Source organism: Roseivivax isoporae LMG 25204, from assembly GCF_000521865.1.
Classification (GTDB): Bacteria; Pseudomonadota; Alphaproteobacteria; order Rhodobacterales; family Rhodobacteraceae; genus Roseivivax; species Roseivivax isoporae.
Genome location: NZ_JAME01000006.1, coordinates 81,526 through 106,655 on the forward strand (window position 1 = coordinate 81,526; position 25,130 = coordinate 106,655).

The 25,130-nt window shown below is 69.2% G+C and carries 24 protein-coding genes and 1 riboswitch; of the genes, 7 read left to right on the top strand and 17 right to left on the bottom strand.

What is annotated here, in order from left to right; all coding sequences use genetic code 11:
- Nucleotides 1-6: 6 nt before the first annotated feature.
- The 4 genes from gcvP to RISW2_RS05455 form a co-directional block, all read right to left on the bottom strand.
- A complete protein-coding gene (gene gcvP, locus RISW2_RS05440; protein WP_043767650.1) occupies nucleotides 7-2,856 on the bottom strand; it encodes an aminomethyl-transferring glycine dehydrogenase in 2,850 nt (949 codons plus the stop codon).
- A 119-nt stretch (nucleotides 2,857-2,975) separates the two neighbouring features.
- Complete coding sequence (gcvH, locus tag RISW2_RS05445) at nucleotides 2,976-3,338, bottom strand: glycine cleavage system protein GcvH (protein ID WP_043767652.1); 363 nt, start codon at nucleotides 3,336-3,338, stop codon at nucleotides 2,976-2,978.
- Between the two features lie 22 nt (nucleotides 3,339-3,360).
- A complete protein-coding gene (gene gcvT, locus RISW2_RS05450) occupies nucleotides 3,361-4,611 on the bottom strand; it encodes a glycine cleavage system aminomethyltransferase GcvT (RefSeq protein WP_280113157.1) in 1,251 nt (416 codons plus the stop codon).
- A gap of 167 nt (nucleotides 4,612-4,778) precedes the next feature.
- A riboswitch (glycine riboswitch) is annotated at nucleotides 4,779-4,867 on the bottom strand.
- An 8-nt stretch (nucleotides 4,868-4,875) separates the two neighbouring features.
- Complete coding sequence (locus tag RISW2_RS05455; RefSeq protein ID WP_051491818.1) at nucleotides 4,876-5,355, bottom strand: RrF2 family transcriptional regulator; 480 nt, start codon at nucleotides 5,353-5,355, stop codon at nucleotides 4,876-4,878.
- A 125-nt stretch (nucleotides 5,356-5,480) separates the two neighbouring features.
- On the opposite strand from RISW2_RS05455, the gene RISW2_RS05460 reads away from it, so the two are divergent.
- Together RISW2_RS05460 and thpR are read left to right on the top strand one after the other, a co-directional pair.
- On the top strand, nucleotides 5,481-6,014 hold the full coding sequence (locus RISW2_RS05460) for a gamma-glutamylcyclotransferase family protein (protein WP_341872006.1): 534 nt from the start codon (nucleotides 5,481-5,483) through the stop codon (nucleotides 6,012-6,014).
- Between the two features lie 77 nt (nucleotides 6,015-6,091).
- Complete coding sequence (thpR, locus tag RISW2_RS05465) at nucleotides 6,092-6,637, top strand: RNA 2',3'-cyclic phosphodiesterase (RefSeq protein WP_043767657.1); 546 nt, start codon at nucleotides 6,092-6,094, stop codon at nucleotides 6,635-6,637.
- A gap of 10 nt (nucleotides 6,638-6,647) precedes the next feature.
- Here the strand turns inward: thpR and RISW2_RS05470 are convergent, their stop codons facing one another.
- Entirely contained in the window at nucleotides 6,648-7,199 is a 552-nt protein-coding gene (locus RISW2_RS05470) for a 2OG-Fe(II) oxygenase (protein ID WP_043767938.1), read from the bottom strand.
- Between the two features lie 138 nt (nucleotides 7,200-7,337).
- Here RISW2_RS05470 and RISW2_RS05475 point away from each other — a divergent pair, with 138 nt between their 5' ends.
- On the top strand, nucleotides 7,338-7,727 hold the full coding sequence (locus RISW2_RS05475) for a metallopeptidase family protein (protein WP_043767660.1): 390 nt from the start codon (nucleotides 7,338-7,340) through the stop codon (nucleotides 7,725-7,727).
- A 10-nt stretch (nucleotides 7,728-7,737) separates the two neighbouring features.
- Here the strand turns inward: RISW2_RS05475 and RISW2_RS05480 are convergent, their stop codons facing one another.
- Complete coding sequence (locus RISW2_RS05480) at nucleotides 7,738-9,399, bottom strand: NAD+ synthase (RefSeq protein ID WP_043767662.1); 1,662 nt, start codon at nucleotides 9,397-9,399, stop codon at nucleotides 7,738-7,740.
- Between the two features lie 157 nt (nucleotides 9,400-9,556).
- On the opposite strand from RISW2_RS05480, the gene RISW2_RS05485 reads away from it, so the two are divergent.
- Nucleotides 9,557-11,020 carry an MORN repeat-containing protein gene (locus RISW2_RS05485; RefSeq protein WP_043767664.1) on the top strand — a complete coding sequence of 488 codons (1,464 nt, stop codon included), beginning with the start codon at nucleotides 9,557-9,559 and terminating at the stop codon, nucleotides 11,018-11,020.
- 7 nt (nucleotides 11,021-11,027) lie between these two features.
- Here RISW2_RS05485 and RISW2_RS05490 read toward each other — a convergent pair whose 3' ends face one another.
- The 7 genes from RISW2_RS05490 to RISW2_RS05525 form a co-directional block, all read right to left on the bottom strand.
- Nucleotides 11,028-12,554: a cryptochrome/photolyase family protein gene (locus RISW2_RS05490; protein WP_211238669.1), complete on the bottom strand. Its 1,527-nt coding sequence runs from the start codon at nucleotides 12,552-12,554 to the stop codon at nucleotides 11,028-11,030.
- Nucleotides 12,551-13,216: an SDR family NAD(P)-dependent oxidoreductase gene (locus RISW2_RS05495; protein WP_043767670.1), complete on the bottom strand. Its 666-nt coding sequence runs from the start codon at nucleotides 13,214-13,216 to the stop codon at nucleotides 12,551-12,553. The genes RISW2_RS05490 and RISW2_RS05495 overlap by 4 nt, the downstream gene beginning before the upstream one ends.
- Before the next feature lie 32 nt (nucleotides 13,217-13,248).
- Nucleotides 13,249-14,037, bottom strand: a complete 789-nt coding sequence (gene truA, locus RISW2_RS05500; protein WP_043767671.1) for a tRNA pseudouridine(38-40) synthase TruA — start codon at nucleotides 14,035-14,037, stop codon at nucleotides 13,249-13,251.
- A gap of 52 nt (nucleotides 14,038-14,089) precedes the next feature.
- A complete protein-coding gene (locus tag RISW2_RS05505) occupies nucleotides 14,090-14,725 on the bottom strand; it encodes an acyl-homoserine-lactone synthase (protein WP_043767673.1) in 636 nt (211 codons plus the stop codon).
- 80 nt (nucleotides 14,726-14,805) lie between these two features.
- The gene (locus RISW2_RS05510) at nucleotides 14,806-15,459 is read right to left on the bottom strand and encodes a helix-turn-helix transcriptional regulator (protein WP_425277784.1); all 654 of its coding nucleotides are present in this window, start codon (nucleotides 15,457-15,459) and stop codon (nucleotides 14,806-14,808) included.
- A gap of 421 nt (nucleotides 15,460-15,880) precedes the next feature.
- Entirely contained in the window at nucleotides 15,881-17,167 is a 1,287-nt protein-coding gene (gene ccrA / locus RISW2_RS05520; RefSeq protein WP_043767679.1) for a crotonyl-CoA carboxylase/reductase, read from the bottom strand.
- Nucleotides 17,168-17,291: 124 nt separating this feature from the next.
- Nucleotides 17,292-18,704, bottom strand: coding sequence for a 1-acyl-sn-glycerol-3-phosphate acyltransferase (locus tag RISW2_RS05525; protein ID WP_084615265.1), 1,413 nt, complete (start codon nucleotides 18,702-18,704; stop codon nucleotides 17,292-17,294).
- A gap of 274 nt (nucleotides 18,705-18,978) precedes the next feature.
- Here RISW2_RS05525 and RISW2_RS05530 point away from each other — a divergent pair, with 274 nt between their 5' ends.
- The 3 genes from RISW2_RS05530 (at nucleotide 18,979) to deoD (ending at nucleotide 22,142) form a co-directional block, all read left to right on the top strand.
- Nucleotides 18,979-20,958 (top strand): protein meaA, encoded by a 1,980-nt coding sequence (locus RISW2_RS05530; RefSeq protein WP_043767682.1) that lies wholly within the window; start codon nucleotides 18,979-18,981, stop codon nucleotides 20,956-20,958.
- 160 nt (nucleotides 20,959-21,118) lie between these two features.
- A complete protein-coding gene (locus RISW2_RS05535) occupies nucleotides 21,119-21,427 on the top strand; it encodes an H-NS histone family protein (RefSeq protein ID WP_043767947.1) in 309 nt (102 codons plus the stop codon).
- A 4-nt stretch (nucleotides 21,428-21,431) separates the two neighbouring features.
- Nucleotides 21,432-22,142 (top strand): purine-nucleoside phosphorylase, encoded by a 711-nt coding sequence (deoD, locus tag RISW2_RS05540; RefSeq protein WP_043767684.1) that lies wholly within the window; start codon nucleotides 21,432-21,434, stop codon nucleotides 22,140-22,142.
- Between the two features lie 37 nt (nucleotides 22,143-22,179).
- Here the strand turns inward: deoD and RISW2_RS05545 are convergent, their stop codons facing one another.
- The 4 genes from RISW2_RS05545 to RISW2_RS05560 form a co-directional block, all read right to left on the bottom strand.
- A complete protein-coding gene (locus tag RISW2_RS05545; protein WP_043767687.1) occupies nucleotides 22,180-23,040 on the bottom strand; it encodes an urea carboxylase-associated family protein in 861 nt (286 codons plus the stop codon).
- A 109-nt stretch (nucleotides 23,041-23,149) separates the two neighbouring features.
- Nucleotides 23,150-24,340, bottom strand: coding sequence for a type III PLP-dependent enzyme (locus RISW2_RS05550; RefSeq protein ID WP_043767690.1), 1,191 nt, complete (start codon nucleotides 24,338-24,340; stop codon nucleotides 23,150-23,152).
- Nucleotides 24,341-24,536: 196 nt separating this feature from the next.
- A complete protein-coding gene (locus RISW2_RS05555) occupies nucleotides 24,537-24,731 on the bottom strand; it encodes a hypothetical protein (protein ID WP_043767693.1) in 195 nt (64 codons plus the stop codon).
- Between the two features lie 118 nt (nucleotides 24,732-24,849).
- Complete coding sequence (locus tag RISW2_RS05560) at nucleotides 24,850-25,032, bottom strand: hypothetical protein (protein WP_043767696.1); 183 nt, start codon at nucleotides 25,030-25,032, stop codon at nucleotides 24,850-24,852.
- Nucleotides 25,033-25,130: the final 98 nt, after the last annotated feature.

The window sequence follows — 25,130 nt, forward strand, 5'->3', positions numbered from 1 at the left end:
ATGCGATCACTCCGCCGCCTCGGCGTAATCCTCCATCGGCGGGCAGGTGCAGACGAGGTTCCGGTCGCCGTAGACGTTGTCGACGCGGTTGACCGGGGGCCAGTACTTGTCGACCCGGAAGGCGCCCGCCGGAAAGCACCCCTGTTCGCGGCTGTAGGGCCGGTCCCAGTCGCCGACGAGGTCCTCGACCGTGTGCGGCGCATGCTTGAGCGGGTTGTTCTCGCCGTCGGCAGTGCCGTCCTCGATCGCGCGGATCTCCTCGCGGATGCCCAGCATCGCGTCGCAGAAGCGGTCAAGCTCCGCCTTGGTTTCGCTCTCGGTCGGCTCGACCATCAGGGTGCCCGAAACCGGCCAGCTCATCGTCGGCGCGTGAAAGCCGCAATCGACGAGCCGCTTCGCGATGTCGTCGACGGTCACGCCCGCACTTTCCTGGAACGGCCGCACGTCGAGGATGCATTCGTGCGCCACCCGCCCCTTCGGCCCGCGGTAGAGCACCTTGTAGGCCCCCTCCAGCCGCTTGGCGATGTAGTTCGCGTTCAGGATCGCCACGCGCGTCGCCTGCGTCAGCCCCTCGCCGCCCATCATCTGGCAGTAGGCCCACGAGATCGGAAGGAGCGACGGCGAGCCGTAGGGCGCGGCCGATACCGGCCCCGGTCCCTCGCCCGCGAGCGGGTGCGACGGCAGGTGCGGCGCGAGATGCGCCTTGACGCCGATCGGGCCCATGCCGGGACCGCCGCCGCCATGCGGGATGCAGAAGGTCTTGTGCAGGTTCAGGTGGCTCACGTCGCCGCCGAGGTCGCCCGGCCGCGACAGGCCAACCATGGCGTTGAGGTTCGCGCCGTCGATGTAGACCTGCCCGCCATGGGCATGAGTGATCTCGCAGACCTCCTTCACCGTCTCCTCGAACACGCCGTGGGTCGAGGGATAGGTGATCATGATGCCGGCGAGGTCGGCGGCATGCTTTTCCGCCTTCGCGCGGAAATCCTCGAGGTCGATCGACCCCTTGGCGTCGCACTTCACCGGGACGACCTTCCAGCCCACCATCTGCGCCGAGGCGGGGTTGGTGCCGTGCGCGTTCGTCGGGATCAGGCAGACGTTGCGGTGCCCTTCGCCGTTCGCCTCGTGGTAGGCGGCGATGGTCAGGAGCCCCGCATATTCGCCTTGCGCGCCGGAATTCGGCTGCATCGAGATCGCGTCGTAGCCCGTGACGTCGCAGAGCTTGCCGCTCAGCCCGTCGATCAGCGCGCGGTAGCCTTTGGCCTGATCGTCGGGGCAGTAGGGATGCAGGTTCGCGAATTCGGGCCACGAGAGCGGCATCATCTCGGCCGCCGAGTTGAGCTTCATCGTGCAGGAGCCGAGCGGGATCATTGCGCGGTCGAGCGCGAGGTCACGGTCCGCGAGACGCCGCATGTAACGCACCATCTCGGTCTCGGCGCGGTTCATGTGGAAGATGTCGTGCTGCAGGTAGGCCGACTGGCGCAGGAGCGCCTCGGGCAGACGGTAGTCCTGCGCCGCGGGGTCGTCGCGCCGGTCGATGCCGAAGGCGCGCCAGACCGCCTCGATCTTGGCCGGGCGCAGCGTCTCGTCCACGCTGATGCCGATCTTCGTGCTGCCGACCGGGCGCATGTTCACGCCCTCGCGCACGCCCGCGGCCAGCACGCCCTTCTGGAAGAGTCCGACCTCGACGGTGATCGTGTCGAAGAATTCCTCGGGCTCGATGACGAAGCCCGCCTCCTCGAGCCCGCGCGCCAGCCGCGCGGTCTTGCGGTGGATGCGCTGCGCGATGGCCTTGAGCCCCTCGGGCCCGTGGAAGACCGCGTAGAAGCCCGCCATGACGGCGAGCAGCGCCTGCGCGGTGCAGACGTTCGAGGTCGCCTTCTCGCGGCGGATATGCTGTTCGCGGGTCTGGAGCGCGAGCCGGTAGGCGCGATTGCCGCGCGCGTCGATCGACACGCCGACGAGTCGCCCGGGCAGTGCGCGCTTGTAGGCCTCGCGGCAGGCCATGTAGGCCGCGTGCGGCCCGCCATAGCCCATGGGCACGCCGAAGCGCTGCGTGGTGCCGACGGCGATGTCGGCGCCCATCGCGCCCGGCTCCTTCAGCAGGCAGAGCGCCATCGGGTCGGCGGACACGATGCCGACCGCATCGGCCGCGTGCAGCCGCGCCATGTGGTCGGTGAAGTCGCGCACGTGCCCGTAGGTGCCCGGATACTGGAAGAGCGCGCCGAAGACGCTGCCGGCATCCATCTCGTCGGGATCGCCCACGATCACCTCGATGCCGAGCGGCTTCGCCCGCGTCTTCACCACGGCGATGTTCTGCGGGTGGCAGTTCTCGTCGACAAAGAACGCCTTGGACTTCGACTTGGCGACGCGGCCCGCCATGGTCATCGCCTCGGCGCAGGCCGTCGCCTCGTCGAGCAGCGAGGCGTTGGCGATCTCGAGCCCGGTCAGGTCCGACACCATGGTCTGGAAGTTCAGGAGCGCCTCGAGCCGGCCCTGGCTGATCTCGGGCTGGTAGGGCGTGTAGGCCGTGTACCAGGCCGGGTTCTCGAGGATGTTGCGCTGGATCGCCGGCGGCGTGATGGTCCCGTGGTAGCCCATGCCGATGAGCGACGTCAGGACCTGGTTCTCCTTGGCGATCTGGCGCATCCACCAAAGCAGCTGGCGTTCCGACATCGCCTTGCCGGTCTCGAGCGGGGTCTCCTGGCGGATGTCGTCGGGCAGCGTCTCGTCGATCAGCGCGCCGATGCCGTCGACGCCGAGGGTCGCGAACATCTCGTCCATCTCCGCCGGAGAGGGGCCGATATGCCGGCGGTTCGCGAAATCGTAGGGACGGTAATCGGTGGGTTCGTACGGCATGTCATGTCTCCGTGACCGGGAGGAGGAGCGCGCGTCGACCGGCGCGCGCCCTTCCCTCCCGCGTGTCGCGCGGTGCGGCAGGCATGGCCCGTGCCCTCGGGGGCCGGGCCAGCCGGGCCTCAGGCGATGAAGTCCTTGTAGGCGGCTTCGTCCATGTACTCGTCGAGCGCCGACAGGCTCTCGACCTGGATCTTGAAGAACCAGGCGTCGCCCTCGGGGTCGTCGTTCACCTTGGACGGGTTGTCGACGATGGCGTCGTTGACCTCGACGATCTCGCCGTCGAGCGGCGCGAGGATGTCCGACGCGGCCTTGACGCTCTCGATCACCACGACCTCGTCGTCCTTCGACACGGTGCGGCCCACGTCGGGCAGTTCCACGAACACCACGTCGCCCAGCTGTTCGGCGGCGTGCGCGGTGATGCCGACGACGACGATGTTGTCGTCTTCAGGGCGAAGCCATTCGTGTTCTTCGGTGAATTTCATGGATGGATATCTCCTGGAAGTCTCAGCGTTTGAAGCCGGGTTCGGTGAACGGCAGGCGGGCGACGCGCACCGGAAGGCGCTTGCCGCGGACCTCGCCATACAGCAGCGTGCCGGGCGCTGTCATCGCCGCCGGCACGAGTCCCATGGCGATGGGCGCGCCCACGGTCGGGCCGAACCCGCCGGAGGTGACGCGGCCGACGGCGACGCCGCCGTCCTCGGCCGCGAACAGGGCCACGCCCTCGCGCATGGGCGCGCGTCCCTCGGGCTCAAGGCCCACGCGCATGCGCGGCGCGCCCTCGGCCAGTTCGCGCAGGATGCGGTCGGCGCCGGGAAACCCGCCGGCGCGGGCGCCGTTCGCGCGCCGCGCCTTGCCGACCGACCACGACAGGGCCGCCTCGACCGGCGAGGTGCCAGCATCGATGTCGTGCCCGTAGAGGCAGAGCCCGGCCTCGAGCCGCAGCGAATCGCGCGCCCCGAGCCCGATCGGCGCGACGTCGTCGTGGTCGAGCAGCCGCCGCGCAAGCGATTCGGCCGCCGCGGCCGGCACCGAAATCTCGAAGCCGTCCTCGCCGGTATAGCCCGATCGGGACACCCAGCATTCCGCGCCGGCGATCTCGACCGTGGCCACGTCCATGAACCGCATCTCGGCGATCGCGGGCGCGAGAGCCGCCAGGACATCCGCCGCAGCGGGCCCCTGCAGCGCGAGGAGCGCGCGGTTGGTGATCTCCTTCACCGTCACGTCGGGCTCGAGCCCCGCGCGCAGGAGCGCGAGGTCCTCGACCTTCCGCGCGGCGTTCACCACGAGGAACAGGTGGTCGCCGCGGTTGGCGACCATCAGGTCGTCCTCGATCCCGCCCTCGTCGTTGGTGAAGACCGCGTAGCGCTGCCGCCCGTCCTTGAGCGCCGCGATGTCCGCGGGCACGAGCCGCTCGAGCGCCTGCGCCACGTCCGCACCGCGGCCACGCAGAACCACCTGCCCCATGTGGCTGACGTCGAAGAGTCCCGCCTTGCTGCGCGTGTGCAGATGCTCCTGCAGGACGCCCATCGGGTACTGGACCGGCATCTCGTAGCCCGCGAAATCGATCATCTTCGCGCCGAGCTCGCGGTGCAGCGCGTGCAGCGGGGTGCGTTTCGGAGCATCGGGCTCCTGGTCGGGCTCCGCGGCTTCCTGCTGGGGCGCGTGGTGGTGCCCGTCATGCCCGTGCGGCAGCCCGCACCCGCACATGTCCCGCGTCTCGAGATGTTTGAACCTGTCGTCCTCGCCTGTCGCCATCGGCTCCCGTCCTTGCTTGCCCGGAACGGCGACTCGGCTGGCCGACACGCGGGCATTCACGGCACGGATCTTCCCCGTGCCCGGAACGCCCCCTCTGTCCATCCGCCTGAGATCGTTATCCCTTCGGCGGGCGCGGGCAGATTTCCCACGCCTCTCTCCAGAGTGTGTCGCCCGCGACGGTCCGTCTGGCCTGAGAGTTTCCGGGGCGGTTGCTCCTTCGGCACCGGCCTTGCGCCGGTTCTCCCATCGCGGTCGAGACGGACGCTAGACGAAGGTGCCGGAAGTGACAAGCGATCGCGGGCGGGGAACGTCGCTCTCGGTCAGAAGGCCCAGAAGAACGGCATTGTCGTCGATGAGCGACGCCAGCGTGATCGTGTCGAGGACCTGGTAGAACGCTTCGCCGGCGCGGGCGAGCGCCGGGCGCAGCCGGCAGCCGTTGACGAGCGGGCAGGTGTTGGTCTCGTTCGAGAAGCACTCCGCGATCGGCAGGTCGCTTTCGAACGCGCGGAAGACCTCGCCGATGAGTATCTTCTCGGCAGGCCGCCCGAGGGCGATCCCGCCATAGCGGCCGCGCCAGGTCTTGAGGTAGCCGAGCTGGGCCAACTGATTGACGATCTGGCCGAGATGGTGCTCGGATGCGTTGCACGCCTCGGCCACGTCGGTCTTGGTGATCCGCCTGCCGGGACTGGCCGCGCAATACATGAGGACCCGCGTTGCAATGTTCGCCCGTTTCGTGATGCGCATGTGACCGGCATCCCTTTTCGTGCAGCGCGGGACCCAGATGCCCAGCCAACAACTTAAGTGTACTACATAATTATATGCAAACACCAGAACAGAATGCGCCTTTTTTCTTTGGCTATGGCAGCCTCGTGAACCTGCGCACGCACGATCACGCGCCTGCGCACCTGGCACGGGCGCGGGGCTGGCGGCGGGAATGGCGCGCCCTGCCCGAGGGCGACCACGCCTTTCTGACGGCGGTGCCGGACGCGGGCGCCGAGATCGAGGGCGTGATCGCGCCGGTGCCGGGCGGCGACTGGCGCGCGCTCGACCTGCGCGAGGCGTTCTACGATCGGCTCGACGCGACGGAGGTGGTGCACCATGACGGCCCCGCCGCCGCCATCGCGATCTACGCCGTGCCCGAGACACGGGCGCCGCGCGCGCCGGGCCGGCGGACCGCGCCGATCCTCTTGAGCTATCTCGACGTGGTCCTGCAGGGCTATCTCGACATGTTCGGCGAGGCGGGTGCTGCGCGGTTCTTCGACACGACCGAGGGGTGGGAGACGCCGGTGCTGGATGATCGCGCCGCGCCGCTCTACCCTAGGGCGCAGGTGCTGCCGGCATCGCTGCGCGGCTGGATCGACAAGGCCCTGGCCGCGCGCGGCATCGCGCCCTTCGCCGCCTGACGGAGGGCGGTTGCATCGGGCGGCGATCGGCGGCAGCGTCGCGGCATCGCCCGCCCCTGCCATCCGGACCCTGATCGATGCGCGCCTTCCTCGCCCTGCCGCTGCCACCGTCGGATGCGGAGACGCTCGAGGCCATGGGGGACAGGCTGGGCGTGGGCCGCCCGATTCCCGCCGACAACGTCCACCTGACGCTCGCCTTCCTCGGCGAGGTGCCCGAGGCCGACCTGGCGGAGGCCGCGCAGATGCTCGAGACGCTCGCGCCGCCGCGCTTCGCCTACCGTCTGTCCGGTGTCGAGAGCTTCGGCTCGCCGCAGGCCGGCCATGCGCTGGCCCTCGCGGCCGATGGCGGCGCCGCCCTGCGCGACCTGCGCGACCGGATCCGCTCGCGGCTGCACGGGGCGGGGCTCGCGCAGGAGCGGCGGCGCTTCCGGCCGCACGTCACCTTCGCGCGCCTGCCGGGCCGCATGTCGCCGGAAGAGGACCGGCGGCTGGCCACGTTCCTCGCGCGCGAGGCGGACATCGCCCTGGACGACGTGCCCGCCGACCGCTTCGTGCTCTACGAATCGATCCTGACCCGCGACGGCGCCGTCTACGAACCGCTGGCGGAGTTCCCCCTGTCCTGACCGAGGCGGCTCAGCGGAAGGCCGGGCCGTGCGCCCAGACCGTCAGCGAATGGCGCGCGCCGCCCGTGACCGGCGTCACGCGGTGCAGGAGGAACGCGGGAAAGAGCGTGGCCGCGCCGCGGCGCGCGGCAGCGGTCACCACAGCCGCGCTCGGCATGATCTCGAGTGCGCCGCCGCGATAGGTCTCGGGGTCCGAGAGCTGCACGACCATGGTCAGTTTCCGCCGCGCGGCGAGAGGCCCGTCGCCGATGTCGGCGTGCCAGTCGAAATGTCCCTCGCGCTCGGCCCCGTAGCGGGCGACCTGCGGGCTTTCGGCAAATTCCGAGAGGTCGAAATCGAACACCGCGCGGTTCGCGCGGCGCACGAGATCGACGATGCGGTCCATGACCCAGCCCGTGCCCGGCAGGTCGTCGAGCCAGACGAGATCGGCGCGGCGCAGGTTGTGGTCGCGCTGCCGGCCGACGAGCCGCGCGTCGTTGGCGGGTGCCCCCGCCACGAGGTCGAGGATGCGGTCGCAGTCGACGCCGCTGAAGGCGTCGGAAACGGTATGGGTGCAGATCATGGGTGTGCCGATCGGAAGGAAGGTCAGCACGCATGCCATGATCGCCCCCGCCGGGCACGTCCGGCAGCGACGCGATCGGTCGGAAACGACGACCTGCCGGGGCTTCCGGCCGCGGCGCCGCTGCGGCATAGGAAGGGCATGACAGCGACCGACCTTTCCGCCATCGAGGCGATGGCCCGCCGGGCGATCGACGCCCTTCCCGACCCGTTCCGCCGCGGAGCGGCGGATGTCGTGCTCAGGGTCGAGGACTGGCCCGAGGCCGACATGCTGGACGAACTCGGCATCGACGACCCGCTCGACCTGACGGGCCTCTACGACGGCATCCCGGTCACGCAGAAATCGGTGAGCGACCCGGCGCCCTGGCCCGACACGGTGTGGCTGTTCCGCGAACCGATCCTGCAAGAATGGCGCGACCGGGGGGACGTCCCCCTCGAGGATCTCGTGGCGCACGTGACCGTGCACGAGTTCGCGCACCATTTCGGCTGGTCCGACGACGAGATCGCCGAGATCGACCGCTGGTGGGAATGACCGCCGCGCCTCAGCGCCTACCGTCGCGCCAGCGGTTCACGATCGGGTAGCGCCGGTCGAGCCAGAACGCCTTTGCCGTCAGCCGGGTGCCCGGTGCCGACTGGAAACGCTTGTACTCGCTGACATAGATCAGGTGTTCCACCCTGGCCGCGTCCTCGCGCGCGTAGCCCGCCGCCACGCAATCCTCGATCGACCCGTCGCGCTCGATCAGGATCTCGAGGATGCCGTCGAGGACGGGATAGTCGGGCAGCGAATCGCTGTCCTTCTGGTCGGCACGCAGCTCGGCCGAGGGCGGCTTCGAGATCACTCGGTCGGGGATCACCTCGCCCGCCGGCGCCTGCATCCACGGGCGGTGATTGGCATTGCGCCAGCGGCAGCAGGCGAAGACCCGCGTCTTGTACATGTCCTTGATCGGATTGTAGCCGCCCGCCATGTCGCCGTAGATCGTGGCATAGCCCACCGCGACCTCGGACTTGTTGCCGGTGGTCAGGAGCATCTCGCCGAACTTGTTCGACATCGCCATGAGGAGGAGACCGCGCAGGCGCGACTGCAGGTTCTCCTCTGTCAGGTCCTCGTTCCGGCCCCGGAAGAGCGGCGCGAGCGTCGCGGTGATGGCGTCGCGACCGGGCCCGATGGGCACGTGATCGTAATGGCAGCCCAGCCGCTCGGCGACCGCCTGCGCGTCCTCGAGCGAATGTTCCGAGGTGAATTCCGAGGGCAGCATGACGCAGCGCACGTTCTGCGGCCCGAGCGCGTCGGCGGCGATGGTGGCCACGAGCGCCGAATCGACGCCGCCCGACAGGCCCAGCAGCACCTTTCCGAAGCCCGCCTTGCGCAGGTAGTCGCGCAGGCCGACGACCATGGCGCGGTAATCCTGCTCCATCGGGTCGGGGTGGCGGTCGAACCGGCCCGGGACCGCGCGCCAGCCCTCGGGGCCGCGTTCGAGGTCGACATGCTCGATCACCTCGTCGAAGAGCGGCAGCTGCACCGCCATCTCGCCGCCGGGATTGAGCACGAAGGAGCCGCCGTCGAACACCTGATCGTCCTGTCCGCCGGCCATGTTGAGGTAGACGAGCGGCAGGCCGGTCTCGACCACGCGGGCGACCATGTGGTTCAGGCGCAGCTCGAACTTGTCGCGGTGATAGGGCGAGCCGTTCGGCACCAGCAGGAACTCGGCGCCGGTCTCGGCTTGCGTCTCGGCCACGTCCTCGAACCAGGCGTCCTCGCAGATGGGCGACCCGATGCGGGTGTTGCCGACGCTGTAGGGCCCGCCGATGGGACCGCTGTCGAAGATGCGCACCTCGTCGAAGACCGCCGAGTTCGGCAGGTGGTGCTTCAGCACGGTGGACTGGATGCGGCCGCCGCGGCAGATGAAGTAGGCGTTGTAGAGCTCCGTCCCCTCGACCCAGGGGCCACCGATGGCGAGCGCGGGACCGTCGGCACAGTCGGCGGCCAGCGCGCGCACCGTCTCGATCGCGGCCGTGTGGAAGGCCGGCTTCATCACGAGGTCCTGCGCGTTGTAGCCGGTCACGAACATCTCGGGCAGCGCGACGAGGTCGGCGCCCGCGGCGCGGCCGGCCTCCCATGCCTCGCGGGCGAGCGCGGCATTGCCGTCGAGATCGCCCACGGTGGGGTTGAGCTGTGCAAGTGTCAGCCGGAACCGGTCCGTCATCCGCCCATCCTTCGCGGTCACATTCGCGTGCCGACATAGCAGATGACGCCCCGAGGGGAAGCGCGGTGCGGCGAAAGGCGTTGTGCGGGGCGCCTGCGTCCTCTAGTTTCCGGGCACTTCCACACGGCAGCACAAGACCGGGGGCGAGCGGGAGCCGATGAGCGGATACGGGCGCATTCTGACCATTTCGGCGGCCATCCTGATGCTGCCGGTCGTCACCGGCGCGCAGTCCGATGGCGAGGTCATCACCAAGCAGTACGATGACGGCGGCGTCTACGAGGGCACATTCCAGGACGGTCTGCAGCACGGCACCGGCACCTACCGGCTGCCGAACGGCTACGAATATACCGGCGACTGGGTCGAGGGCGAGATCCGCGGCGAGGGCACCGCGAAGTTCCCGAACGGGTCGCTCTACGAGGGCCAGTTCGCCAAGGGCAAGCCCGAGGGCGTGGGCAAGATCACCTTTGCCGACGGCGGCACCTACGAGGGCACCTGGGTCGACGGCAACATCACCGGACAGGGCGTCGCGATCTACGCCAACGGCGTGCGTTACGAGGGATCGTTCCGCAACGCGCTGCACCACGGGCGCGGCACCATGACGGCCCCCACCGGCTACGTCTACGACGGCGACTGGGTGAACGGCGTCAAGGAAGGCAACGGCCGCATCGAGTATCCCGACGGGTCGGTCTACGAGGGTCGCGTGTCGGGCGGCGCGCGCGAGGGCGACGGCAAGCTGACCATGCCAGACGGGCTCGTCTACGAGGGCATGTGGGAGGACGGGCAGATCGACGGCCAGGGCCGGCTGATCCAGCCCAACGGCGACGTCTACGAGGGCGAGCTGGTCGAGGGCCGCCGCGACGGCCAGGGCACGGTCACCTATGCCAACGGCGACACCTACGAGGGCCAGTTCGCCGACGACCAGCGCCACGGCCAGGGCACCTTCCGCGGTCAGGACGGGTATGTCTACGAGGGCACCTGGGTCGAGGGCCGGATCGAGGGCCAGGGCCGCGTCACCTATCCCGACGGATCGGTCTACGAGGGCGGCATGGCCGGCGGGCTCGCCCATGGCGAGGGGACCATCACCTATCCCGACGGCTCGACCTATGCCGGGGACTGGGTCAACGGCGTGATCGAGGGCGAGGGCCGCGCGCAATACGCCAACGGCCTCGTCTACGAGGGCGGGTTCCGCAATGCGAAGAACCATGGCCAGGGCGTCATGACCTATCCCGACGGCTACCGCTACGAGGGCGCCTGGGTCGACGGCCAGCGCGAGGGCGAGGGCACCGCGACCTATCCCGACGGCACGGTCTACACCGGCACCTTCGCCGAGGGCCAGCGCGACGGCACGGGCGAGATCGTGATGGCGGACGGGTTCCGCTATGCCGGCGAGTGGCAGGACGGCGAGATCAACGGCCGCGGCACCGCCACCTACGCGAATGGCGACGTCTACGAGGGCATGTTCGTGGACGGCAAGCGCCAGGGCGAGGGCACCATGACCTACGCCACCGGCGAGACGGCCGAGGGCGAGTGGGTCAACGGCGCGCTGCGCAACGAGGCCGCGCAGGCCGCGCCCGAGGAGACGGACGTGGAGACACCCGAGCCGCCGGCGGAGGACGGCTGAGCCGCGCTCAGACCTTCTCGCCCGCGGAAAGCCTGTCGAGGAAGGCCTCGGCCTCCTTCAGGACGGTTTCCTTGCGGTCGTCCTTCATGCGGTCCCAGGTCGCGTACATCTGCGCCATGCGCGGATTGCCCTCGAACCGGTCGCGGTGCCGGTCCATGAAATGCCAGTAGAGCAGGTTGAAGGGACAGGCGCGCTCGCCGGTCTTGTCCTTCACGCGGTAATGGCACGCGCCGCAATAATCCGACATCCGGTCGATGTAGCTGCCCGACGAGACATAGGGTTTCGACGCGATGATCCCGCCGTCGGCGAACTGGCTCATGCCCACGGTATTGGGGGCGGTGACCCATTCGAAGGCGTCGAAATAGACGCACATGTACCATTCCTCGACCTCGGCGGGATCGATTCCCGCGAGGAGCGCGAAATTCCCGGTGACCATCAGCCGCTGGATGTGATGGGCGTAGGCCTCCTCGCGGGTCTGCGCGACCGCCTTCGACAGGCACCGCATGTGCGTCTCGCCACCCCAGTAGAGATCCGGCAGCTTGCGCTGGTGATTGAGCCGGTTGCGGCGCGGGTAATCCGGACCCTCGTGGAAATAGATGCCGCGCATGTATTCGCGCCAGCCGATCACCTGGCGGATGAATCCCTCGGCCGCATTCAGGGGCACGTCGCCGGACTTCCACACCTCCTCGACCGCGTCGCAGACCTCGCGCGGATCGAGAAGTCCGATGTTCATGTATCCCGAGATGACGGAATGGTAGAGGAACCGTTCGTCATCCATCATCGCGTCCTGGAAATCCCCGAAATTCGCCAGCGCGTTCTTCACGAAATGCGACAGTGCGCGCCGTGCCTGCCCGCGGTCGGTGGCGAACCAGAAGGGACGCACCTCGCCGAAGGAATTCCCGAACCGGCGCTCCACGAGGTCGAGCACCGCCTCGACCTCGTCGTCGGGTGCGAATTGCATCGGGCCGCCGAAATCGATCCCGTCCGGCGCCGGTTTGCGGTTGTCGTGGTCGTAATTCCACTTGCCGCCCGCCGGTTCGCCGCCCTCCATCAGGTAGCCGGTTTCCCTGCGCATCTCGCGGTAGAAATATTCCATGCGCAGCGCCTTTCGGCCGCTGGCCCACGTCTCGAACCGCTCGTGGCTGGCGATGAAGCGGTCGTCGGGCAGCTGGCGGCACGTGAGCGGCATGTCGTCGAGAAGGCCGATCAGCCGCCACTCGCCGGGCTCGGTCGCGATGACCTCCGTGGCGCCGGTCTCGTCGGCGCGGCGCAAGAGCTCGCCGGGGATGGAGCCGCTGTTCCGCGTGTCGTCGAGCTCGGTGTAGCGGACGTCCCAACCGTCCTCGCGCAGATGGCGCGCGAACTTGCGCATGGCGGCGAAGATCAGCGCGATCTTCTTGGGGTGGTGGCGGACATAGCTCGCCTCGTCCGCGACCTCGGCCATGATGACGACGTCGCTGTCGCGGTGCCCCTCGCGCAGCGCCGAAAGGCTGTCCGACAGCTGGTCACCGAGAACGAGGATCAGGCGGCTCACCACGGGATCTCCTTGCCGGCATAGTCGAAGAAGCGCCCGGTCTGGGTCGCGTCGAGACCCGACAGGAGGTCCGCGAGCCGCCCGGCCGCGTGTTCTGGCGTGACCGTCGGGTGGCGGTCCGCATATTTGCGGGTGAAGGCCGTCGCGACCGTGCCGGGATGGAGGGCGACGCAGGCAAGCGCGCGGTGCGAGCGCGCGAACTCCACCGACGCGGTGCGCACGACCTGGTTCACCGCCGCCTTTGCGGCGCGGTAGGAATACCAGCCGCCATAGCCGTTGTCGCCGATCGAGCCCACGCGCGCCGAAAGCGTCGCCATGACCGCCTTGTCCCTGCGCGGCACGAGGCGGATCGCGTGCTTGAGCACCAGGGCCGGCCCGACCGCGTTCAGCGCGAACTGGTCCATCATCGCGCGCGGGTCGAGCCGGCGGATGGTCTTCTCCGGCTCGGCGCCGTCGATCTCGAGCGCGCCGGTGGCCGTCAGGACCAGGTCGAAGGCCCCCTCGAGCGCGCCCAGCAGCCGTTCGACCGACGCCTCGTCGGTGACGTCGAGGCCGTCGGCCGAGCGCGACAGCCCGGTGACGCGGGTGCCGCGCGTCTCGAGTTCCCGCGCCATGGCTGCGCCGATGCCGCCCGAGGCACCGATGATCAATGCGTTTTCCATGGAAGGCGCAGCTAGGCGCGGGCGGGGCCGCTTCAAGCGCGGCCGGTGTCGTCTTCGGCGAAGGGATCGTCGGGATAGCCCACCGCCACCAGCGACAGGCCGTAGGGAGGCGCCACGGGCCCGCAGGCGGGCCGCGAGCGCGCCTCGAGCGCCGTGCGCACGTCGTCGGGCGTCCAGGCGCCCGCGCCCACGCGTTCCAGCGTGCCGACGATGCTGCGCACCTGGTTGTGCAGGAAGGACCGCGCGCGCAGGCGGAACCACAGCTCGGGCCCGCCCGGCCCCTCGACCCGGTCGATGTCGAGCGCGTCGAGCGTCTTGTCGGGGCTTTTCGCCTGGCAGATGCTGGAGCGGAAGGTGGTGAAGTCGTGCCGGCCCACGAGATGTCCCGCACCTTCGCGCATGGCGTCGAGGTCGAGCGGGCGCGGCACCTGCCAGACCTGCCCGTCCTCGAGCGTCGGGCGCGCGCGGCGGTTCAGCAGGCGGTAGAGGTAGCGCCGTTCGACCGCCGAGAAGCGCGCGTGCCAGTCGGGCGGCACGAGGGCCGCGGCGACGATCGCCACCGGCGCGGGCTTCAGGTGGTGGTTCAGCGCGTTCAGCAGCGTGAAGGGCGACCAGTCGCGGGCGAGATCGGCATGGCAGACCTGCCCGCGGGCATGGACGCCCGCATCGGTGCGGCCGGCGGCGGCGATGGTGTGCGGGCCCGGCTCGAGCCGCGCAAGAGCGGCCTCGACCGCGCCCTGCACGGTCGGCAGGTCGGCCTGCCGCTGCCAGCCCGAGAAGGGCCGGCCATCATATTCCACCTTGAACGCGTAGCGGGGCATGGGCGCCGGGATTAGCCGAAGCCCCCTGCCCCGGCAAGCGGTCGCGTCGGCGTCAGGCGACCGCGCGGGCCGGCGCGGCCTCGGGGCCGAAGGCCGCCTCGAACCACGCGCGCGACCGCGCGGGCGCGATTCCCGCCTGGGCCGCCACCCGGGCCTGCGCCGCGGCGCTGAAGCTCCAGAGCCCCACGGCCACGAGAGACCGGCCCTGCCCGACGCTGCCCAGCACCTCGGGCGACGCACCGATGCGGCCGTAGATGCGCACCATGCGCGCGTCGAAGACGCCCACGAAGTGCTCGATTGCGAAGCCGCGCATGATCTCGCCGCCGGCGAGCATCAGGGCCGCGGCGACCCGCGGTTCCGCGCCGGGGGCGAGGCAGAAGCGCGTGCATTCCCAGATCAGCGGGCTTTCGATGCGCACGCCGCCGGTGAGGTGGCCGAAATGGTCGTTGACCATGGTCGGGCCCAGCGTCGGCAGGAAGCGCATGGACCCGCCGTGGCGGCCATCCGCCCCCTCCCAGATCACGTAGAGGGGGTTCAGGTCGTCGTAGGCGTCGCGTTCGCGGCCCTGAGCGTCCACGGTGACGTCCCAGCCCATGCGGTCGCGGAACTGCGCGGCGCGGTCGCGGAACATGCTGTCGGCAAGGCGGGGCGCGTCCGCGAGCGCGTCGCCATAGATGAAGCGGATCATTCTGGATCTCCCTCGTCAGGATCGACAGGGAGACCGTGCGCGGACGCGGTTAACGCGATTGCGCGACAGCGAGCGTTGCCTCAGACCACGATGATCCCGCGCTGCATGGCGCGCGCCACCGCGTGGGTGGTGTTCTGCGCCCCGAGCTTGTGGCGCGCGGATTCGATGTAGACGCGCAGCGTGTGTTCCGAGATCGACAGCGCGTTCGCGGCCTGCGCGCGGTTGTAGCCGAGCGCGAGCAGCGTCAGCGCCTCGAGCTCGCGCGGGGAGAGCGGCGTCGCCTCGCGCGGGGTGCGTCCGGGTTCGAGACGCAGCGCCGCGTGGTTGAAGTCGTGCGCAAGCATGATCAGGTCGCGCCGGTGCATCTGCGAGAACGTCTCCCATTCCGCGTCGGTGCAGGAATGGTTCACGGTGAAGAGCGCGAACTGCCCGTTCGGCCCGCGGATGGGCACCGAATAGCCCTGGTGCCCGAGGCCGTGGGCGCGCGCGTCCTGCAGGAACATGCGCACGGCCTTGCCGCTCCAGTCGAGGCGTTTCCAGTCGACGGGATGGAACCGCTGGTAGCAGCCCTTGATGACCGGATCGATGCGCAGGTAGCCCTGGTCGAGGTAGCGCGTGACCCATGCCTGCGGATAGGTGCCGCAGCCGAACTGCTCTCCGTCGCTGTTCACCCAGTGGTAGACCATGTGGTCCACGCCGTACTGGTCGCGCAACGCTTCGGTTATGGACTGCAAGTCGGCCAGGGTTTCAACCGACTCCAACCGGGCCAGCGCGTTTTCCGCGGACGCCCCCCTGATGAACTGCCCCAACCGACCCAAGCTCGCCGTCCCCTGCGACCGACGCGATCTCGACCCGGGCGACACGTTCGGCCGAGTCGAGTTCCCGGGCGAACGCGTCCAGGCCATTCGCGTACGCATAGCCCCGGAGATCGGAGATCACGTCGATGATCCACTCGTGTTTCATACTTGCTCACCGGAAATCGTTAACAGGCAGTTAACGTTACTCTACCAAAACTTGCCGTCGGCCGGTATTCGCGCAATCGCACTCCCCATTTTCGGGGAGGTGCGTCGCGGCAAGCTGCTGATTTCTGGAGAGGGACTTGGCGCCCCGCCATGCGGCCCGCGCCGAGGCGGCGCGGGCGGGTCGTCGGGGGCGTCAGCGGCGCGCGGCGAGCGCGTCCTCGAGGGTGCGGAGGCCGGTGGTCGGCGCCTGCACGAGGACGGACATGTTGCCCGGCTTGTGCTCGTTGCGCATCATCTTCATGTGCGCCTCAGGAATCTCGGTCCAGGGAAAGACCTCGGACATGCAGGGGTCGAGCCGGCGCTCGATCATCAGCTGGTTCGCGGCCGCCGCCTGCTTGAGATGGGCGAAGTGCGAGCCCTGCAGACGCTTCTGATGCATCCACATGTAGCGGACGTCGAAGGTGCAGTTGAACCCCGTGGTGCCGGCGCAGATGACGACCATGCCGCCCTTCTTCACCACGAGGGTCGAGACCGGGAAGGTCGACTCGCCCGGATGCTCGAACACCATGTCGACGTTCACGCCCTTGCCGGTGATGTCCCAGATCGCCTTGCCGAAGCGGCGCGCCTCGCCCAGCCATTCCTTGTACTCGGGCGTGTTGACGATGGGCAGCTGGCCCCAGCACTTGAAGTCCTTGCGGTTGATCACGCCCTTCGCGCCGAGGGACATGACGAAGTCGCGCTTGTCCTCGTCAGAGATGACGCCGATGGCGTTGGCGCCCGCGGTGTTGGCGAGCTGGATCGCGTAGGATCCGAGGCCGCCCGAGGCGCCCCAGACCAGCACGTTCTGGCCGGGCTTCAGCTCGTGCGGGTGGTGGCCGAAGAGCATCCGGTAGGCGGTCGCGAGCGTCAGCGTGTAGCAGGCGGCCTCCTCCCAGGTCAGGTGCTTGGGCCGCGGCATGAGCTGCTGCGCCTGCACGTTGGTGAACTGCGCGAAGGAGCCGTCCGGCGTCTCGTAGCCCCAGATCCGCTGGGTGGGCGACAGCATCGGATCGCCGCCATTGCATTCCTCGTCGTCGCCGTCGTCCTGGTTGCAGTGGATGACGACCTCGTCGCCGACCTTCCATCGCTTCACCTTGTCGCCGACGGCCCAGACGATGCCGGACGCGTCCGAGCCCGCGATGTGGAACTCCGCCCCGTGCACGTCGAAGGGGCTGATCGGCACGCCCTTGCCGGCCCAGACGCCGTTGTAGTTGACGCCCGCCGCCATCACGAGGACCAGCACCTCGTGGCTGTCGAGCTCGGGCACGTCGACGACTTCCTGCTGGAACGACTTGTCGGGATCGCCGTGGCGTTCGCGCCGGATCGCCCAGCAATACATCTTCTTCGGCACGTAGCCCATCGGGGGCATCTCGCCGATCTCGTACAGCTCCTTTTCAGGGGCGTCGTACTTGGCGATGCCGGTTTGCGTATCCAGAGCCATCGGGGCCTCCTTGTGCTGACATGCGCATCGGGCCTCTGCCGCAACGCAGAATCGCGGCCCGTTCCACAGGGAAATATCGCCCGTCACGCAACTTTTCAATACATTGAGGTCTGCGATTGTAATTTTATGACCGAGCAGTTGCAGAAACCTGGCCGATCGGGTGGGGTGAGTCCTGTCCAGCATCGCCGTCGGAGCCGAAAAGGTGACCGATGGACCTTGCATAATACGCCGCGAGCGGCACCTCCGCCGCCGTGATGCGGAAGCCCTCCGGCGTCTCCTCGGCGATCCCGCGGCGCAGGAGCGTGCGCAGGCCCACCTCGGCGGCATAGTCGCGGCTGTCGCGCGGCAGGTGCACGTGCGCCTGCCCGAGCGTGTCGAGCGCGGCGCCAACGGCCGCTTGCAGCCCCGCGCGGTCGACGGGCCCCTGCCGCAACAGGATCCGTGCGACGAGCGGCACCGGCAGCACGGGTACGACCGCGGCGATGTCGGACAGGAGCCGCTGCGCCAGCACCGCGGGATCGGCGAGCGGCCCGAGGGCCCGCAGCGAGACCGGCGTGCCGAAGCTGACCGCGGCATAGCCGAAGCGGTTGAAGCGGCCCGTCAGGCGCAGCCACAACTGCCACAGCGCGAACCGCGCGGCGACCGACAGGCGGGCCTCGAAGCGCCGGGTGCCGGCCCCGTGCGCGGCCACGAGGACGCGGTCCTCGAGCACCCGGTCGTAGTTCAGCGCGACCGGGACGAACACCACGTCGCGCGTGGAAAGGTCAGCGCCTTCAACGATGTACTTGAGCAGGCCGAGTTTCGGCGGCGCCAGGCCACCGTCGAGCGACAACCCGCCCTCGGGAAAGATCGCCTGCGTCACGCCGCCCTCGGTGGCCATCTGCACGTAGCGCTGCAGCACCCGGCGGTAGAGCGCGTTGCGCGAACGGCGGCGGATGAAGTAGGCGCCCATCGCGCGGATGAGCCGGGAGAGCGGCCAGACTTGCGCCCACTCTCCCACCGCGTAGCTCAGCGCCGAGCGATCCGCGGCGAGGTAGGTCACCAGCACGTAGTCCATGTTCGAGCGGTGGTTCATCACGAAGACCACGGTCGCCTGCGGGTCGATCTCCGACAGCGCCTCGGCGGCATGGTGGCCCATGCGCACCCGGTAGAGCGCGTTCGACAGCGCCCGTGCCGCCCGGATGGCAAAGCCGAAATAGGCAAATGCCGAAAAGGACGGAACGATTTCACGGGCATAGCGCCGCGCCTCCTCGAAAGCCACGTCCTCGCGGACGCCGGTGGCGCGGGCATGGTCGACGATGGCGCGGGTGATCTCGGGGTCGTAGCAGAGCCGCTGGATCAGGTCGTAGCGGCGCGCGAGCTTGAACGGCTGGATCGGCCGTTCGAGCCGCTCGTTGAGGCGCGCGACCGCGCGTTCGAGCCGGCGGCGGAAGAACCAGCGCACCGACGGGAACAGGAAATGCGATGCGAAGGTGACGCCCGCGAAGGCGAGGATCAGCGCGAAGAGCCACACGGGAAGCGTCACGGTACCGGTCATGAGGGGAACCGTTGCAGCATGTCCGGGCCCCGGCAAGAGGCGCCGGCAGGCGTATGGCCCGCGTATGGGTCGCGTATGGCTGCCGTCGGGCCGGGCCTGCCCCACGGAAAGTCTTGGGCCGCGCGCGGCTTCACGGCTAGACATGTGCGGGAGCGGTTCGCTCGCCACCCGCGTCGCCGCGGCGCGGCGAATTGACACCGCCACAAAGTTTCACATATGACTTCTTCGGCGCAACATAGTTGCCACCACGATTCAGACCGGAGCGAGTGCCGCCATGACCGTCAGCCCTGACCTGCCGCAACGCGACAAGCCGTGGCTCATCCGCACCTATGCGGGCCATTCCACGGCGCAGGCGTCGAACGCGCTCTACCGCTCGAACCTCGCCAAGGGGCAGACGGGGCTCTCGGTGGCCTTCGACCTGCCGACGCAGACGGGCTATGACAGCGACCACCTGCTGGCGCGCGGCGAGGTCGGCAAGGTCGGCGTGCCGGTCTGCCACCTGGGCGACATGCGCACGCTCTTCGACCGGATTCCGCTCGACCAGATGAACACGTCGATGACGATCAACGCCACCGCGCCCTGGCTGCTCGCGCTCTACATCGCGGTGGCCGAGGAGCAGGGCGCGGACGTCTCGCGCCTGCAGGGCACGGTGCAGAACGATCTCATCAAGGAATACCTGAGCCGCGGCACCTATATCTGCCCGCCGAAGCCGTCGCTGCGCATGATCGGGGACGTCGCCGAGTACTGCTACAAGCACGTGCCCAAGTGGAACCCGATGAACGTCTGTTCCTACCACCTGCAGGAGGCGGGCGCGACGCCCGAGCAGGAGCTGGCCTTCGCGCTGGCCACGGCGACGGCGGTCCTGGACGAGCTGCGGCCACGCGTGCCGGAACAGGATTTCCCGGTCCTCGCAGGCCGCATCTCGTTCTTCGTGAACGCGGGCATCCGCTTCGTCACCGAGATGTGCAAGATGCGTGCCTTCGTCGCGCTCTGGGACGAGATCCTGCGCGACCGCTACGGCGTCGCCGACGAGAAGTTCCGCCGCTTCCGCTACGGCGTGCAGGTCAACAGCCTGGGCCTGACCGAACAGCAGCCCGAGAACAACGTCTACCGCATCCTGATCGAGATGCTGGCGGTGACGCTGTCGAAGAACGCCCGCGCCCGCGCGGTGCAGCTGCCCGCCTGGAACGAGGCGCTGGGCCTGCCGCGCCCCTGGGACCAGCAATGGTCCATGCGCATGCAGCAGATCATGGCCTACGAGACCGACCTCCTGGAATATGACGACCTCTTCGACGGCAACCCGGCGGTGGAACGCAAGGTGGCCGAACTGGTGGCGGGCGCGCGGGCGGAACTGGCCAATCTCGACGCCATGGGCGGAGCCATCGGCTGCATCGCCTACATGAAGAGCCGGCTCGTGGAATCCAACGCCGACCGGGTGAACCGGGTCGAGCGCGGCGAGACGGTGGTCGTCGGCGTGAACCGCTGGGTCGAGAGCGAGCGCTCGCCCCTTCTCGGCGAGGACGGCGGCATCATGACCGTGGACCCGGCAGTCGAGGCGGAGCAGATCGCGCGGCTCGAGGCCTGGCGCGCCGGCCGCGACGCGGCGGCGGTGGCGGCGGCGCTCGCGGACCTGCGCGCGGCGGCACGCGAGGGCCGCAACGTGATGCCCGCCTCGATCGCGGCGGCGAAGGCCGGGGTGACCACCGGCGAATGGGCCGGCGAGATGCGCGCGGCCCATGGCGAGTATCGCGGGCCCACCGGCGTCTCCGCGGCGCGGTCGAACAAGACCGAGGGGCTCGACGACCTGCGCAGCGCGGTCGACGCGGTGTCGGACCGGCTGGGCCGGCGGCTGCGCTTCCTCGTGGGCAAGCCGGGCCTCGACGGCCATTCCAACGGCGCCGAGCAGATCGCCTTCCGCGCCCGCGACTGCGGCATGGAGATCGACTACGAGGGCATCCGGCTCACCCCCGAGCAGATCGTCGCGGCGGCCCGCGACGGCGCCGCGCACGTGATCGGCCTGTCGATCCTGTCGGGCAGCCACCTGCCGCTCGTCGAGGACACGCTGAAGCGGCTCCGCGCCGAGGGATTGGGCCATGTGCCGGTGATCGTCGGCGGGATCATTCCCGAGGATGATGCCCGCGCGCTGCTCTCCATGGGGGTGGCGAAGGTCTATACACCCAAGGATTTCGAGTTGAACCGCATCATGCACGATATTGTGACTCTGGCCGATGCCAAAGCGGTTGCGGCGGAATAGCGCCGACCGGACTCCTTTTTCAGGATCATTTTTCGAAGGCCGTTCATCCGAAAGGTGAACGGCCTTATACATTATTGCAGCCCGAGGCAGGGTTGACACAATAAGATGCTTGCGTTTCAGGGAATGCGAGGATCAGAAAAAGAAAAACATCGGAGTCATGATGGATATCAACATCGAAGAGCTGTCCAAAGACGAGCTCAAGAAACTGAAAGCAGACGTGGATCGTGCCTTGAAAACGATCGATGCGCGCCGGAAGGCCGAAGCGAAACGCGCCGCCGAAACGGCGGCAAAGGAATACGGTTTCTCGCTGGACGACCTGATCGGGGCGGACGGAAAGGCCGGGAAAGGCATCCCGCGCTACCGCAATCCGGCCGATCCGGCGCAGACCTGGACCGGTCGCGGCCGCAAGCCGAATTGGGTCATCGAGGCACTCGACGCCGGAAAATCGCTCGACGACCTCAAGATCTGAGCAGATGACGATTCATATCGGCGCGGCTCCCGGGGATATCGCGGAAACCGTCCTGATGCCCGGAGATCCCTACCGGGCGAAATGGGCGGCGGAGCGCTATCTCCAGGATTGCCGGCTCGTGAACGAAGTGCGCGGCATGCTGGGTTATACCGGCACGTGGCGCGGGAAACCCGTGACGATCCACGGCTCCGGCATGGGAATGCCGTCGCTGTCGATCTATGCCAACGAGCTGATCCGCGATTACGGCGCCCGGACCCTGGTCCGGATCGGATCCTGCGGCGCCATGCAGGACCACATCGAATTGCGCGACGTGATCGTGGCGATGACCGCGAGCGCGGTGTCCACGCCCTCGCGCGGCATATTCCGCGAGATGAACTTCGCACCCTGCGCGGATTGGGGCCTGCTCCGGGCCGCGGTCGCAGCGGCCGAGGCGCGGGGCGCGCGCGTGCACGTGGGCGGCATCCATTCCTCGGACGTCTTCTACGACGAGCGGCCGGATCTCGGCGAACAGCTGTCCCGCCACGGCGTGCTGGCGGTCGAGATGGAGGCGGCGGAGCTCTACACCGTCGCGGCGCGCCACGGCGCGCGGGCGCTCGCGGTCCTGACGGTCAGCGACCACCTGATCACCCATGCGGCGCTGCCGTCGGAGGATCGCGAGCGGGGCTTCGGCGAGATGGTCGAGATCGCGCTCGAGGCGGCGCTCGGCACGGAATGACGGCGGCGGGCCCGGCGGGCCCGCCCCCGCCGCCGCGTCAGAGGCCGTGGCTGCGGTCGTAGGCGCTCCGCGCCGGCGGCACCCAGCCCGCCAGCGTGCCGGCACCGGGGGCGAGGAGCTCGACCTCGAGCGGGAAGCAGCGCGCGGTGTCGCTCGAATGCTCCGACCCGCAATCGCCGCCCGGACAGGCGCTGAGCGCGCCAAGCAGGTCGATCTCTGCGAAGAAGGTCAGCGCGTCACCCGGGCGCACCGGGCTCGCCTTCATGAAGTACTGGCCGGTCTCGCGGGTGAACCCCGTGCACATGAAGACGTTGAGCACGTCGTGCACGTGCGGCTCGGCCGCCTCGGGCGCGACGCCCAGCTCGGCCGCCAGCGCCCGCGTCAGGTTCGAATGGCAGCACTGGTGGTAATCGTGCCCCGACAAGAGCCGGGCGGTGTAGGGATCGCAGCGCGTGCCGATGACATCGTGGACCGACCCGCCGTCGGCGTCGATGCCGTACCAGCCGAGGCTGTCCTCCACGATGGTGGCCATGGGGCGCAGGTGCGGGAACGCGGACCAGAGCCGGTCGCCCGTGCTCACATGCGTGCCGTGCAGCGCCCGGGTCTTGCCGGAATAGAACCGCTCGGACAGGTCCTCGGCGGACCAGAGGTTCAGATCCCCGACCTGCGGCCCCCCAACAGACCGGATGCGGAAGAACGCGCCCGCCGGCACGCGGAAACAGGCGGCCTCGCGCGGCGGCACGGTCACGCCGCCCGCGGGCACGGCGGCGGCCAGCGCCGCGCGGTAGAGCGCGAGCGGCGGGTCGGGCAGCGTGTCGTCGGGATAGCAGATCACGGGCCGGACCGCGCGGCGCGCCTCCGCATCCTCGGGTGCCTCCGGGTGCCGCGTGTCGGTCATCGTGCCGTCCCCCTGCTTCTTCTTGGCCCAAATATCCAAATCCCGCGCCGCCGAAAAGGCAAAGGCCGGGACGATGCCCGGCCTTTCCGATCTCGTGCTGCGGCGATCGTCAGATGGCGACGACCGCGAGCGGCGGGAAGCCGTTGAAGCCGACCGAGGAATAGGTCGACGTATAGGCGCCGCAGCAGCGGATGATCACGCGGTCGCCGGCCTTCAGCCCGAGCGGCAGCTCGACCGGGCGCTTCTCGTAGAGCACGTCGGCCGAGTCGCAGGAGGGGCCCGCGACGATGCAGGGACCGTGATCCTCGTGGTCGCGCGCGGTCACGAACTGGTAGCGGATCGCCTCGCCCTCGGTCTCGGCGAGACCCGAGAAGCGGCCGATGTCGAGGTAGACCCAGCGGTGCAGGTCGTTCTCGGACTTCTTGGACACCAGCAGCACCTCGGCGGCGATGGCGCCCGCCTCGGCCACGAGGCCGCGGCCGGGCTCCGCCATGATGTGCGGCACGTCGCCGAAGCGCTCGGTCACCTGGGCCATCACCTCGGCCGCGTAGGCGTTGGGCGCGTCGATCTCCTCGGTGTAGAAGGCCGGGAAGCCGCCGCCGATGTTCAGCACGCTGAGCGCGTGGCCGGCTTCCTGCGCGGCCGTCCAGACCGCCGCCACCTGGTCGAGGGTGACCGCCCAGCCGCGCGCGCGCTTCGTCTGCGAGCCCACGTGGAAGGACAGGCCCACCGGCTCGAGGCCCAGCGCGCGGGCGAGGTCCAGGAGCGCCACCGCCTTGTCGCGGGCGCAGCCGAACTTGCGCGAGAGCGGCCAGTCGGCCTCGGACGCATCGACGATGATGCGCACGTAGACGCGGGCGCCGGGCGCGTGCTCGGCGATCTTGTGCATTTCCTCCTCGGCATCGACCGCGAAGAGGCGGATGCCGGCGTCATGGGCCCAGGCGATGTCGGTCGCGCGCTTGATCGTGTTGCCGAAGGAGACGTGGTCGGGCTGCGCGCCCTCTGCCAGGCAGAGCGCGATCTCGGCGCGCGAGGCCGCGTCGAAATGCGAGCCGAGGCCCACGAGGGTGCGGATCACCGCCGGCTCGGGGTTCGCCTTGACCGCGTAGTGCAGCGTTGCGCGGCCGAGGCCCTGCTTGAGCGCACGGTACTGCTGCGCGACGGCCTCGGTGTCGATCACGAGGGTCGGACGGTCGAAGCTGTTCTGGCGGATGAACGCCTCTGCCCGCGTTTCGGGGCGGGATGCGCGATCAGCGCGCACGACTTTTGGTGCCGAGAACTCGGTTGCGTAAGCGTTCATGGTTCATCTCCAATAGGACCCGGTCCCTTCAGGAACCGACCAGTGCTGTCAGAGACGTTACCGTCGCTACGTAACCGTGGGGCGCACCCATGGGACAGAGGCGCGTGCGTTGGCGTCTTGAATGCGCATATCGGGCAAACCCCGAGTCGTATCAAGTGGGGATCTGCGCCCTTTCGACGAAATTTTCCCGGAGCGTTCAGGCGTTGTCGCGCAGACACGTTTCGGGCGCCCGACCCCGTATTCCGGTGGTCCTGGCCCCGCACTGGACGCAGGTCCATGTGCTTTCCGTGTCACTGTGGCGGTATTCGCGCCAGCGGCAGGCGCGGGTGGCGCGGTTCGTCAGGACCGCGACGAGGACGAAGGCGACGACGAGGCCGATGAGCGTGAGCATGGGCCGGCTCCCGAGGCTGCGCCTGCCCCGGCCCGTCTGCGCCGCCGTGCCGCCCCGCGCGGGCGGTGCCGCGCGGAACGGAGCGCAGGGCACGGCCCCTCGGGGCCGCGCGGGCGTGTCAGGCCGCGTTGTAGTAGACGAAGCCCGGCATCTCGTCGGTCTCGCGCACGGGGCGCGCCGGGCTGTCGGGCGTGAAGTAGGACAACTGGTCCGCGAGGATCGCCAGCGCCTGGTCGGCGCGGGTGGTCGGGCGGGATTCGCTCTGCTGCGTCATGTCGGGTGCCTTTCGCAGATGCTGCATGTGGCCCCTCCCCGACGCCTAAGATGGGGGGTTCGCCGGTCCCTGTCACGGGGGACCGGCTGCAAGTGCGGCATGAGCCTTGTGCATGCCGGCCCCTG